Source organism: Candidatus Cardinium sp. cByotN1, from assembly GCF_022810525.1.
In the GTDB taxonomy this organism is placed as follows: domain Bacteria; phylum Bacteroidota; class Bacteroidia; order Cytophagales; family Amoebophilaceae; genus Cardinium.
In genome coordinates this window covers 1-13711 of sequence record NZ_JAACGG010000026.1, presented here as the reverse complement: position 1 = coordinate 13711, position 13711 = coordinate 1, and the positions used below count along the sequence as shown (strand labels likewise).

10 protein-coding genes are annotated in these 13711 nt (G+C 36.2%); 5 read left to right on the top strand and 5 right to left on the bottom strand.

Annotated elements, in window-relative coordinates; all coding sequences use genetic code 11:
• Nucleotides 1–199: 199 nt before the first annotated feature.
• Nucleotides 200–1969 (bottom strand): ABC transporter ATP-binding protein, encoded by a 1770-nt coding sequence (locus tag MUW73_RS01015; protein WP_243018005.1) that lies wholly within the window; start codon nucleotides 1967–1969, stop codon nucleotides 200–202.
• 272 nt (nucleotides 1970–2241) lie between these two features.
• Nucleotides 2242–2568: a thioredoxin gene (gene trxA, locus MUW73_RS01010; protein ID WP_243018004.1), complete on the bottom strand. Its 327-nt coding sequence runs from the start codon at nucleotides 2566–2568 to the stop codon at nucleotides 2242–2244.
• Nucleotides 2569–3712: 1144 nt separating this feature from the next.
• Here trxA and MUW73_RS01005 point away from each other — a divergent pair.
• Complete coding sequence (locus tag MUW73_RS01005; protein ID WP_243575163.1) at nucleotides 3713–4693, top strand: hypothetical protein; 981 nt, start codon at nucleotides 3713–3715, stop codon at nucleotides 4691–4693.
• A 443-nt stretch (nucleotides 4694–5136) separates the two neighbouring features.
• Here the strand turns inward: MUW73_RS01005 and tilS are convergent, their stop codons facing one another.
• Nucleotides 5137–6525 (bottom strand): tRNA lysidine(34) synthetase TilS, encoded by a 1389-nt coding sequence (gene tilS, locus MUW73_RS01000; protein ID WP_243018002.1) that lies wholly within the window; start codon nucleotides 6523–6525, stop codon nucleotides 5137–5139.
• A 143-nt stretch (nucleotides 6526–6668) separates the two neighbouring features.
• Here tilS and MUW73_RS00995 point away from each other — a divergent pair, with 143 nt between their 5' ends.
• The 3 genes from MUW73_RS00995 (at nucleotide 6669) to rsmG (ending at nucleotide 9351) form a co-directional block, all read left to right on the top strand.
• Nucleotides 6669–7913: a dihydrolipoamide acetyltransferase family protein gene (locus MUW73_RS00995; RefSeq protein ID WP_243018001.1), complete on the top strand. Its 1245-nt coding sequence runs from the start codon at nucleotides 6669–6671 to the stop codon at nucleotides 7911–7913.
• A 31-nt stretch (nucleotides 7914–7944) separates the two neighbouring features.
• Nucleotides 7945–8490: an ATP-dependent protease subunit HslV gene (hslV, locus tag MUW73_RS00990; RefSeq protein WP_243018000.1), complete on the top strand. Its 546-nt coding sequence runs from the start codon at nucleotides 7945–7947 to the stop codon at nucleotides 8488–8490.
• Between the two features lie 189 nt (nucleotides 8491–8679).
• Nucleotides 8680–9351, top strand: a complete 672-nt coding sequence (gene rsmG, locus MUW73_RS00985; protein ID WP_243575162.1) for a 16S rRNA (guanine(527)-N(7))-methyltransferase RsmG — start codon at nucleotides 8680–8682, stop codon at nucleotides 9349–9351.
• Here rsmG and mtaB read toward each other — a convergent pair.
• Together mtaB and MUW73_RS00975 are read right to left on the bottom strand one after the other, a co-directional pair.
• Nucleotides 9331–10692 carry a tRNA (N(6)-L-threonylcarbamoyladenosine(37)-C(2))-methylthiotransferase MtaB gene (gene mtaB, locus MUW73_RS00980; RefSeq protein ID WP_243017998.1) on the bottom strand — a complete coding sequence of 454 codons (1362 nt, stop codon included), beginning with the start codon at nucleotides 10690–10692 and terminating at the stop codon, nucleotides 9331–9333. The genes rsmG and mtaB overlap by 21 nt on opposite strands.
• Nucleotides 10693–10869: 177 nt before the next feature.
• Nucleotides 10870–11871, bottom strand: coding sequence for an ankyrin repeat domain-containing protein (locus MUW73_RS00975; RefSeq protein WP_243017997.1), 1002 nt, complete (start codon nucleotides 11869–11871; stop codon nucleotides 10870–10872).
• Nucleotides 11872–12492: 621 nt separating this feature from the next.
• On the opposite strand from MUW73_RS00975, the gene MUW73_RS00970 reads away from it, so the two are divergent.
• The gene (locus MUW73_RS00970) at nucleotides 12493–13593 is read left to right on the top strand and encodes an ankyrin repeat domain-containing protein (protein ID WP_243018538.1); all 1101 of its coding nucleotides are present in this window, start codon (nucleotides 12493–12495) and stop codon (nucleotides 13591–13593) included.
• Nucleotides 13594–13711: the final 118 nt, after the last annotated feature.

Here is a 13711-nt window from a genome sequence, read left to right as displayed (position 1 = left end):
TTTACAGCTGGAAAAACAGGAGCCTACCTGCAATCCATCCCTTCAACTGTTTTTCTTTTCATCTGTAAACGAATCTTTCTGATCGCACTTTTTTCAAAGGGCGCGTTTTTTTTCTAGCATAAGCCATAGTGGTGAACGGAAGCTTACGTGCAAGCCATGAACGAAATAGATATCCTATAAGTAGCTTTTTGCAAGTAGTCTATTGTAGTGTATGCATACCTTCAAATTGTAACCTACACATATTGGCATAAAGAGGACTTGTCTTTAAAAGCATCTCATGGGAGCCATTGGCGATTATTTTACCATTATTGAATACCAGCACCCGATCCATTGCAGCCAAAACCGTTAATCTATGTGCAATTACAATAGTTGTCTTATCATGCATAATCGTAGAGAGGCTTTCTTGAATTTCCGTTTCTGTAATAGCATCTAGCGCAGAAGTTGCTTCATCTAATATTAAAATAGGTGCATCTTTTAATATGGCGCGTGCAATCGCTATACGTTGGCGTTGCCCACCTGAAAGCTTTGAGCCTCTTTCACCAACCAAAGTAGCGTATCCTTCTGGTAAGCCCATAATAAAATCATGGCACTTTGCTTTTTGCGCAGAGGCGATTACTTCGTGATCTGTTGCTTCTTTACGGCCATAACGGATGTTTTCTAAAATGCTATCATGAAAAAGGGTTGTATCTTGTGGTATCAGGGAAATAGCAGCACGCAATGATTCTTGTGTAACCCTTGATATATCTTGACCATCAATTGTAATAGTACCATGGTTCAAATCAAAAAACCTAAGCAACAAATTCACAAAAGTAGTTTTACCACTACCAGATAAGCCTACTAAGCCTACTTTTTCCCTGGGTGCTATGGCAATATTTTGATCTTCAAATATAGGTTTACCTGGTATATAAGCAAAAGAAACATCCTTAAAAACAATAGCGGCTGATTGACATGTAAGTGTAGAAGCAGCTGGTGCATCTAGCACAGCATGTGGCCTTTGTAATAATTTTAAAGCCTGTTGACAATAGCCAATTTCTTCAAAGAAATCAGGAAACTCTGCTACAGACACCCAAACTAAATTGCAAATATTACTGCTGGCATAAAAAATATAGGTCACTTCAGAAATAGACAGTTTGCCAAGTTGCCAGTAATAGATCATATACGAGAGCATGCCTATGCCCATAAAGCTAATGGAGAGGCCACTAATGATAAAATGCAGATGCATAATACGTTTTAGCGCTTTTTCATGTGCTAATTTTTCTGCTGCTTGTGGAGCCAATAAATGGGCTGTTTCTTGGTTTTTTCGGGCAAAAAGTTTGATGCTTAAGATATTGGTAAATCCATCTACAATACTCCCAGACAAACGGCTGCCTTTTTCTGCATGTAAAGCTACAGCATGGCTACACTTCTTTGAATAAAAGAAGTAAGTAGCTGTATGCAATACAAGCCAAGCCATTAATATCCCACCAAAAGTAGGTTGTATATAGGCAAAGGAAAACACACCTGCCAACATTGTGCAAAATGTAGGCAAAAATGACGAAATGATAATCATCATCACTTGACTGATGCCATCCGTTAAATCGTTGACCCGTTTTACTAAGTCACCAGAAAAGTGCTCTGTAAAGAACTGGTAGGAATGTCCCTGCAAGTAGTGCACGATCCAAGTTCGTATTTTTGCTTCAAAAGCAGGAATAGTTTTGACTTTCATGTAATCAAATAGACGAAATAAAAGATCTATAAGCGTGATTACACTTAATAAAGCGATAAAAGGGAAGCCGATCTTGACCCAAGCATCTCTTCTATTGTCTGCTAATGCTGTAAGTCGTGTGACAAGTATCTTAAAGGCATAGGGGACGACTAAATTGTCAAGTACAAAGCACATGCGAAAACAAGTCATGGCAATGAAATGCCATTTGAGTTGACTCGCAAAATGTAAGATAAAGGTTTTTAGATTGTTAGTAATGGGTTGCATCTGCGCAAGTTGTAAAAAATAGCTATTTATTTGATTTGGAAAAAGATTATATTTCAAAAGGTTTTTGGGTTGATTAATAAAAGATAGGCTATGAAGCCATGTAAAAAGTGAAGCTACTTTTTTACATGGATCATTTTACTCTGCACAAGTAGTTTGCCAAGGAAGCCTATATAGCCTAAGTAGATAGGTAAATATTAAAGCGGATAAGCAACCCAGACAACTGCTTATGATAGATCCATAACCCCATACATAATGGTAATCTAGTCAATCAATTAAAGTAAATATTTATCTAGTAATGCTTGTATTTGGATGATTGGTACGTTCCCAACCAAACGATCTACCTGTTGACCATTCTGAAAAAATAACATAGTAGGTATTGTGCTAATCGAATACCTAGCAGGTGTTTGGCTATTTTCACTGATATTAAGCTTACTAATAAATGCCTTACCCTTATACAGGACAGCAACCTGTTCTATAACAGGCGCAAGCTGTAGGCAAGGTCCACACCAAGGAGCCCAAAAATCTACTAAAACAAGTTTATGCTGGTTGATTACATCATCAAACTCTGCGTCTGTAATTTCTACAATATTGTGATCCATAAGTTAAAAATAGTTTCATAACGCGGTCTGTCCGGAAGGTTTGCTTTTATATATTTCACAGAGGAATTTAAATAATTCTTATGCGATGTACAAAGATACATAAGGAAGCGGAATAGACAATAGACTTTTTTCGAAACACTGCTGATGCTAGTAATTTATACTTATAATTATAATTGAATCTACTGAATAAAATCTTCACACATCTGGAAAGCTGTCTAACTATATAATCGGGATTTTATTATCCCGATAAATATTCCATTAGCGAATATTATCTTATTTGTTTTTTTATAAAAAAACAAATAAATTGCGTAAACAATTTTATAGATTTTAGTATTGATATAAGTTTTAGTACGCATACTTCAATCTATTATCTAGTTATTTATATTTATCCAATTATCTAAAAATTTATTGTGATATGAGTAAGTGTTTTATTTTTTTATCGCTTATCGGATTCTGTACTGGGTCAGGCAATAGCGTCAACTTAATGTGAATACTTTATTGATTATGATATTTAAAAGTATAATTTTTAGATTTGCTTTTTTGTTTATTGTTTTTTGATTTCTCCCTCTTTTTGCATTTGATGCATTAATTGTAAAAAAGATTTTTTAGGCTATTAAGGTTCTTTATCAAGCAATCTAGCGTTTTAGTAAAATTTAGTTTTTGAACCATGTTTTTCATTTACTCCCTGCTAAATTCGTGTATAAAAGGCTCGTAACCAAAGGCCATCTTAAGATGTATAAACACAGACATAAAAAAATAGTTTTTTCTAAGTATTAATGTAATTGAACGTTCAGTCTTCAGCTTTTTTATCTTAAAACTGAATAGTGCCTCGCGTACGTTACTATAGGGCGGGCTGTATGCATACCATGGATTAATTTTTGACCATCTTTTGTAGATATATTATCATTTTTCTAATTTTTTTAAAGATATGAACCATTCTTATAAAGTGATTTTATACTTGGCTATCCTGGCCAATATGCGTTGTACATGTGAAACAAGAAAAATAGGTGAGAAAGGTGCCAATCCTCTTAAGCAAGAACAGAAAGCCAATAATTCTACCGAAATATCAGACGAAAAAAACAATAGGTCTAAGCACCCTCTAGCAACTACAGCATATAGCTACGAAGCAATATGGCAACAATGGTTGAACCAAGATAACCAAATTGCCTACATAAAAAATGCTATAAATAGCATTATAAAGAGCATGGGACTGTTAGAAGAAGAACAAACTAAAATGTATAATGAATTTTATGCCACACAATTAAATAGTGATGATAAGGTGAAACCCCTGATCGACGAACTTTTGGCTTATAGGCAACAACTTAAGTATTTGTGCGATCAATGGCCTGATTCGAAAAAAAAGGATTTTTGCAATTTAATTTCCAAACAAGAAAATCCTAAAATGCTAAAAAGCCTTTTGTTACTAGCCACGGATGATGAGAAAAAGATACAACAGCTTGGTGATGATCATGTAAAGAAAAAGAACGAACTGGTTATCAATTTTATAAAAAATTCCGAAATAGTAGAAAAAATGCCTAAGAAGTTCCAAGAAGCTGTGCTAAAAGTCATCGAAGATAATGACAAAAAGGCTTCCGAAAAAACACTTGCTGAAAGGTTTGAAGCCATATTTGATGGGATAGATATCACAGATTGTGTGCGTAAGCGTATGAATACTATCATAGATTATATGGGTCTATCAAAAGAACAATCTAAAGAAATGTTTAAGTTTTATGAACCACTACTAGAAGCTGATTCTGTCGATGGTACTCTAAAATCTTTCAAAGACGTACTGCGTTTTTATATAAAGGAACTAAAAAAATATTTTGATGAATTGTCTGCTGAGCTACGTTTACGTTTTGTTAAGGAATACATGGAACGCAAAGAACAACGTCCTAGTATTTTATATTACTATTTCGACCTAAGTAAGGATCCACAAAAAAATAAAAATTTAGCAAAAATAGCCATTGAGAGGTTAGAACATGAGGTTTTATTCCTTAGTGAATGCATACAAAAGCAAGAAATCATAAATAAAATGCCTGAAGAATTTCGAAAAGCTATACCAGAGGGCATCAAAAAATACAAGCAATCGATGGAAGAAAAGATAGATGGACTACGAAAGTATTAGATGCCATTGGTTTTGCTAGTTCACAGGGTATGGCGTTCCTAACCGATTATCAGACATAAATAATTTTCATATTTGCGCTTAGGACGTGTTTGTGTGTATGTGCTCAAGGCTATGTGTTGCTAGGAAAAACGCCTCTTGTAAAATAGTTACGATCAGCAATCACCCCTTATAGCTGATCAGCAAAACAGCTTGTTTGAACCCACCTGCTAGGTGAGTGTTGTTTTTCCAGCTTTAAGAAGTGATTGCTACAAATTTTTACATAGGACTTGATTTTTTGCTTACTTTTTGCTCAGTCAAAAAGTAAGCAAAAATACCTTATTGGTTATTGTGCTGCTAATAAATTATAGTTAATCAACTTTTTTAGGTATAACCCATAGGTTGATGTATAGCCTGCCTCTGTGGATGAAGGCTGAATAGACACCTTTATGTTGCATAAAAACGCACTATACCTTCCATGCTATTTCAAACACCTTTTTTGTCGCCTCATCTACCTTAAATCGCTCATCTATTCTATGACCTATTACCCATATGATTTGATCATTACTAGTGACCACGCATATTTCTCCTTTCATGGCCATGGGTATTTTAAGGTCAATTAATAGATCGCTTATCTTTTTACGGCCTTTCATGCCAATCGGATAAAAAAAATCTCCAGCTTGCCATGGACGTATAATCAAAGGAAATGTTAACCTATGGTAATCTAATGCGGCTATCGATGCTTTATTCTGTAATATATATGCTTGGCTGTTGCATATTTGAAAATGTAAAGTATGGTTACCATATGTTATTGATCGTGTTGTGGCCGTAACTACTTTTTCTTTCCATACGCATAGGCTTTTTTCTTTTATCAACCAGTCTTTTCTATCTATGTATAGCGTATAATCGGTGGCATGGATCATCTTGCCACTGCTAATAGGATCTGTTATAAGCTTTTGGATTTGTTTAAAAGTAAAGCCATAAGGACGTAATAGCTCAAAAGCTACTGTAGCAGCCCATGGCTGATCAATGATTTGGTGAATGGCTAGGTAATGGATGCCTGCTTTACAAACGCTTATCTTTTTTTTAATCTCAGAGAGATGTTCATCAAAAAAAGTGCCTATCTCTCTTAGTTTTGTAGCGGTTTCTTGCGTAGTTGTCTCAAAATTTGGATTGATGTGATGTAGCAGAGGGATCACTTGATTGCGAATAAAATTTCTTTGATAATGGTTGTATGTATTAGAGCTATCTTCGTGCCAATGCAGCTTTTTTTGTTGCGCGTAAGCTATGATTTCTTTTTTTCTAGCAAAAAGCAGTGGGCGTATGACCTGGCTATCTATAGGGCGCTGGTGATATTCGACTACTAATGAGGATTTGGGTATAGTTTTCGCAGTGGGCCTAATAGGCGCAATACCACATAAACCCTTAATACTTGTGCCTTTAATCAAGTTGAGCAGTATGGTTTCAATGGAATCATCCCAATGATGCGCCGTAGCTATGTGCTGCCATCCATATTGTTGTAACAGTTGGTCAAAAAATTGGTAACGCAGGCTTCTGGCTGCCATTTGTATCGAAACCTTCTGATTACAAGCAAAATCTTTCGTTGCAAATCGAGTGGTATAAAAAGGGACTTGATAGGATGCGGCTAACTCTTTTACAAATGTGCTTGTCGCTTCTGCTTCTGCACCCCGTAAATTGAAATTACAATGGGCGATGGCAAAAGGTAACTTTGCTTTTTTAAAAAGATAAGCCAGTACCACTGAATCTACCCCACCACTTACCGCTAAAAGGGTAGTTTGCTGCCTGTCTACGATCAGCTGTTCGTGTGCTAGAAAGGCTAAAAAAGAGGCTAACATGGCGTTAAAGTTAGAGGCTTAACCATTATAGTTGCTAAATTATATGTAACTTTATTTAAAGTTAAGCAATATGCATCTGATCAGCTAAATATTAACCATTCAAGCTAGCATGAGATGCTTTTTAATTCGTTATATTAAACCATATGGCAGAGTTCATTAGGATGCCTAAAATGAGTGATACCATGCAGCATGGTATCATAAGCCGCTGGATAAAGCAGGTTGGCGATAGGGTAGTGGCTGGTGATATACTTGCTGAAATAGATACTGATAAAGCTACTATGGAGTTAGAGGCCTTCGAGGAAGGTACGCTGCTTTATATAGGCGTAGCAGAACAATCAGCAGCACAGATCAATGATATTATTGCTATTATAGGAGCGCCTGGGGAGGATATTACTGCCTTGCTTGCCGCTACTAATTCTGCTACTAATGATAGGGTTCCTTCTATGAACAAGGAGCTAGATCCCTTATCTGTTCAGCCGCCTGATAGGGTTAACCAACCCACAATCCCTGCCACCGATACCCAGTCTAGTTTCTCTTTAGACAGGGTTTTGGCTTCCCCTTTGGCTAAAAAAATAGCACAAGAAAAAGGGTATGATATTAGACAAATTGAAGGTTCTGGTGAGGCAGGACGGGTTGTTAAGAAAGATGTAATCCATTTTATTCCTGGTAGGTTAGACCCAGCTTTGATCAATACCGCCTTATCCCAATCATCTCATCAAGACCTGCCGATTTCTGCTATGCGCCAGACCATAGCGCAAGTGCTCACAGAGAGTAAAATGCATATTCCTCATTTTTATTTAACGGTTAGCATCAATATGACTAAAATCGTTGCCTTTCGTGCAGAGCTGAACCAACATGCATCGGCAAAAATTTCCATCAATGATCTCATCATTAAAGCTGCTGCTTTGGCGCTTACCGAGCATCCAAAAATAAATTCTTCCTGGTTAAATGATAAGATTAGAAGCTACCGAGATGTCCATATAGGCGTAGCCGTAGCCGTTGAAGATGGTTTGGTTGTTCCTGTTGTCCGTTTTGTAGATAGAAAGCCACTTGTAGCCATCAGTAAAGAGTTCAAAATGCTGCATGAGCAGGCGCAACGAAAAAAACTAACAGCCCAAGATTATACAGGTGCTACTTTTACCATTTCTAATTTAGGCATGTTCGGTATCGAATCTTTTACCGCTATTATTAACCCACCAGCGGCTTGTATTCTAGCTGTTGGCGCCCTTCAACAGCTACCTATTGTTCAAGATAATCAAATTGTTATTGCAGATAGACTACAGCTTACCTTATCATGTGACCATCGTGTTGTAGATGGTGCGGTAGGTGCCTTATTTTTATCTACCTTAAAAAAATGGTTGGAAGAGCCTTTGAGCCTTTTGTTATAAAACGTATCTATCTAACCCATCGTAACACCTTATGACCCTAATAAAATCCACCACTGTTTTAGCGATTATTCATAATGGATCAGTAGTTATTGGTGCAGATGGCCAAGCTACATTTGGCCATACCGTTGCCAAAAGTAATGTTAAAAAGGTAAGAAAGCTTTTTGGGGGTAACATATTAGCTGGTTTTGCAGGTTCTACGGCTGATGCTTTTACCTTGTTAGAACGATTTGAAGAAAAACTCCAAAGCTATCATGGTAATATGAAACGTTCTGCCATTGAATTGGCCAAAGATTGGCGTACAGATCGTATGCTGAAACGGTTAGAAGCTATGCTAGTAGTGGCCAGTCGAGAAGGATTATTAATGCTTACCGGAGCCGGTGATGTTTTAGAACCAGATTATCCTTTAGCAGCTATTGGATCAGGAAGTATGTATGCCCAATCTGCTGCCATGGCTTTGATCAAGCATGCGCCTCATTTAACCGCTATGGAGATGGTCCAAGAAAGCTTAACCATAACAGCTGATATCTGTATCTATACCAACCATAATTTTGTCTTTGAAGCATTAGACCGCTTGTAAAACCTTACTTCTAATGGCTATTTTGATGTTGAGCTTTGTCTAGGTTACCTCAATATATTTAGTATTTTACTTTGATTGACTTATGTTTTTCCTAAAAATGGCTCGTTACAAAATTTTTTTTGCCAGCAGTCTGTTGTAAGATGTGGATAATCTATAAAAAATAGGCTGACCTTATTAAGCTTACAAAGAATGGATCAACAAAAAAGTTTGCATACAGCTGCTATTGTATTTGATTATTTTACGGACCTTTCATCTACTCAAATAGCACTTTTTAACCGTTTACATGCTATTTATGCCTCTTGGAATGCAAAGATAAATCTTATATCTCGTAAAGATATCGATCATTTGTATCTCCATCATGTTTTGCATTCATTAGCGATTGCTAAGGTGACGACTTTTTGCGCCCATACTAAGATTTTAGATTTTGGCACAGGAGGGGGATTTCCGGGTATTCCCTTGGCGATTATTTTTCCAGAAGTGGACTTTCATTTAGTCGATGCTACCGCAAAAAAAATAAAAGCCGTAGAAGCGATTATTACCACTCTTGGGCTAACAAATATTAGGGTTTCCTGTGTAAGAGGGGAAGCGCTAGCAGAAGCCTATGATTTTATAGTGGGTAGGGGGGTAACCAATCTCAAGCTGTTCTATAACTGGGTAAAAGATAAACTCTCTCAGGAGCAAAAAAATAGGCTGCCTAATGGTATACTCTATCTGAAGGGAAAGCCAACAGAAAGCTTGCCACTATCTATGGATCTGTATCCCTTAGATAGCTTCTTTAAAGAGGCTTTTTTTAAAGAGAAATATTTGGTACATGCCTATAGTGTGCCTAAGAAACGGCAGTCAATGAGTTTTCTTTTTTAGGTAGTCCACCTCTGTGGATGTAGGCTGAACGGGTTGTAATAGCGCTGGAACAACCACTCCTTCTGGATTGATTTCCTTGAGTAGCACTTTACAAAGTTTATTTGTTAACCTTTGTTGATAGGGGAGCTGTACACGAATGTAATTTTCTGTAAAACCTTCCATAACCTTATCATCTGTTCCGTATTCAAATAAAACGGTAGCCGTCTGACCTAAATGTTGGTTGTAAAAATAGGTCAGTTTTTTTTCTGAGAGTATGCGTAGCATTCTAGCACGTCTGACACGTTCTTTTTGAGGTACTACATCGGGCATACTAGCTGCTTTTGTATGGTCTCTTTCTGAATAAGGAAAAACATGTATATAGGCAATAGCTAGTTCATTTAAAAAATGATAGGTTTCTAAAAAGTCTGCTTCTGTTTCACCTGGAAAGCCAACCAATACATCTACTCCTATGCAACAAGAGGGCATTTGTTCCTTTATCTGCGCTACACGCTCTTGATAGAGTGCGGTTAAATATCGGCGGCGCATTAATTTTAAAATCTTATCGCTACCAGATTGTAAAGGAATATGAAAGTGAGGTACAAAACGTTTAGATTTGGCAACAAAATCTATAATCTCTCCACGGAGTAAGTTGGGTTCAATAGAAGAAATGCGAAACCGTTCTATCCCTTCTACTTTATCTAATGCTTGAATAAGTTCAAAAAAACTGGTTTGACGTTTGTTATCAACCATACCAAAATCCCCTAGGTTGACACCAGTCAACACAATTTCCTTGACTTTTTTATGAGCGATGGTCCGGGCTTGCGCCACTACTTCTGCAATGGTAGCGCTTCTGCTAGGGCCTCTGGCCAGTGGTATAGTACAAAAAGAGCATGCATAGCTACAACCATCTTGGACTTTTAGAAAAGTTCTGGTGCGATCGCCTATAGAGTAGGAAGGGGAGAAGGTTAGCTTTTCTTTAATAGAAGTAACCTGTATAGTTGCCAATTCGTCCGATTTTTTTTTATGCCAATCGGTAATCCAGTCCAGCAGCTTGAATTTTTCATGTGTGCCGAATATGGCATCCACACCTGGTATGGCAGCAATCGCTTCTGGTTTAAGTTGTGCATAGCAACCTATCACGATTACAAAGGCCTCTGGTGCCATTTTTAAGGCTTCTCTAACAATTTTAGCACACTTATGGTCTGCATTTTCTGTTACGGAACAAGTGTTTAGAACAAACACATGAGGGCGTTGTGCCAATGTTACGCTAACAAATCCCGCTTCTGTAAACAATCGACCAATTGCAGAGGTTTCAGCAAAATTTAACTTACAGCCTAAAGTATGGAAAGCAACTTTTTTCATTTTTTTAAAGCTTTAGGCTGCAATTTAGCAAAGTTTGCCTAAAAAACGGTAGGCAAGTATAAGCAGATCTGGTAAACGGGCTTTTCCTAATCCGAAAGCAGCAACCAAGGCAATAAAGTCGACGATTGATATCAAACCCATTCATTAGAGCATGGTATTAGCTTTTTGTACTACATCTTAATGCTTTATTGCAACCGGCTGGGCAGGTTCTTGCTTTTGGTAGGTAAGCTTTACGACAGTTCTCAATTGATATTTACCTTGTTTCATGAATAAAGCAGCTAAATCTTTATAACCCCTGCGTATGGCCATATGCAAAGGCGTATTGTCTCTGTTATTTTTCTCATTTAAAAGAATGTTAGGCTGTTGCATCAATAGAACCGCTAAGTCTTTATAACCCCTGCATATGGCTATATGTAAAGGAGTATTCCCCCTGTTATTTTTCTCATTTAAAAGAATTTTAGGTTGTTGCAACAATAGAACAGCTAAATCTTTATAACCCCTGCATATGGCTATATGCAAAGGAGTATCACCCCTGTTATTTTTCTCATTTAAAGGAATTTTAGGCTGTTGCATCAATAGAACCGCTAAATCTTTATAACCCTTTCGTATGGCCATATGCAAAGGCGTATTGCCAGTATCTGGATCACTAGCAGTAACATTTAGCCCTTTACTGAAAGACCTAACTAATAAAATCCGAGCCATTGCTTCAGCTTTTTTAGCATTTTCATGATTAAGAGCCTGGATAAGTGAAGTTACCCTTTCACCTGTTTTGTTAATGTCAATGGCTGAGTGTTTACTTAAGCCTCGAAGCATTTTTTCATTACCTCGTTTTATAGCTTTATAAAGTGCTGTTTTGGTATTTAATATTGAATTCAAAAACATTGTTTTATACTGATCATGAAAAAAGTCACTATACTTGAACCAATTTTGTACCTCCCTAAGGTTTCCTTCAACTACATCTTGATGAAAATACCTTACGGACCTATAAAATACCTCTTGATTAAAATACTTTATAGTCGTATAAAACGGTGTTGGAGTAACATCTATATCTTCCTTATTTAGGTGTTTACTTATTGCAAATAGTTTATTGGAATTCGTTAAGCATCCTATTTCTAGCAATAAGAAAAACAAAATTAGCATTGATCTAAAGCCATGGAGTGGCAAATGAAGCTGTTTCATATCTTTATTTATTATTGTTTTAGTGTTGTATACTACATTTAAACTGTTTTAATTTTTACGCTTCTATACCATCATATGGTTAATGGTTTGGTGCTTGGTCAGGTTATATCCACTTACTATTTGTTTTATAACAAATTTTTGATTATATAAATAATTAAAAATAAAAACAAGTTTTTAAAAATTTGTATCGGTTCCCGACTTTGGTAAAATTTGAATAAACAATTTGGTAATTAGTTTCTTTTTATTGATATAAAAGGCATTGTCTCTTTACTTTTTACTTGATAAAAAAGTAATCAAAAAATCAAGCCCTGTGCAAAAAACTGCTGCAAGCTCAGCTTACAGCTGGAAAAACAGCACTCGCCCGCTGCGCGGGCTTCAAACAAGCTGTTTTTCTAATCAGCTCTAATACGTGCTTGCTCATCTTAACTATTTTACAAGGGGCGGTTTTCCTAGAATCGCCATAGCCTTGTATGCTGGCGTCAGCTTAAGATATATATTTCATTCATTACTAGATAAATCAGTTGCTTTTGTATAAAAAATTTTAGAGATTTAGGAATCTAATTTTTATGGATTAGCAATCCGTTAACAATTTATATCAATAATAATTTATCAATCATAATCATGAAAAAATATTTAGTTGTTTTGCCTCTTATTGCCTCTTGTAGTGGGTTAGGCAGGTATAATGTGGGGTCTTCAGGACAAAGTAGCAAAGAAAAAGTTGCAGAGCATAGAGCTGGTTTTGTTCTTAGACAATTAGATATAAATATGAAGGATATAGCTCTTAATAAGATTATAGGTCGTTTTGATTCAAGGGGTCGACTATATGCCATTAGTAGGATGCTCGAAAATAACACTTCAGAAAGTTTTGAACAAATAGTATGCCGAGAACTTGATAAAGTCTATCCTTTTGATGAGGACTCTAGTTTCAAGAAATCTGTTCTTGAGCGTATTCCTCCAGATCCATCTGTTGTAAAATTAGCTAGTACTATTTTAGGTGTGGATGAAAATAATCTGACATTAAAGAGCATTAATAAAAATTTTAAAAAATTTTACAAGGCGGTTCGAGATTATGAATATCTTCAGGATACTGCTTCCAAACAATATTTTTTTGACAATTTGCTTCTGCATCTATTTCTTATAGATAGAAAAAAATATATTATTAGCAATTCCACTAAAACTAAAGATAGTAATAGCTTGCTTTCCGATTCTGATAAGTTCGATCTTGATAAGATTGTTGATGAGTCCTTTTTTTATTCTTATGATGGTCTTGATTTTATCTTTAAGGCAATAGATACAGGTTGTTTAGACATCGTTCAAGCCTTATGCAAAAATGGTTTTGATATTCATCAAGAAATAGAAAAGACCCATAAAATGGGCTTTGATCCTCTTCGTAGCTTTCAGATAAATATTTTCTTCTACGCAGCAGCAGTTAATAAACTCGAAATTGTTATTTGGTTATTAGAAAATGGAGTTAGAATAGATTCAGTGCGTTATAATGGGGACACTATTTTACATATGGCAGCGCGCCAAGGAAATGTACCTATGATGCAAGAAGCAATCAAACGTGGAGCTAATATAAATGCAAAAAATAAGCGCGGAGCGACTCCTTTAGGTCTGATAGTTGAGACGAAGAGAGACCCCGAATGTGAACCTGAAACTTTGGAAAAACTCCCAAAAGCCAAACAGTTTTTATTGGAACATGGAGCGAAGTATCAACCTTAAGAATCTGTATTTAATTGATATTCACTATAATTGAATCTTTCAGATAGATCCTTTTGAATAAACAATTTCGTAACTAGCTTCTTTTTTTGATATAAAAGTCATTGTCTTTTTACTTTTT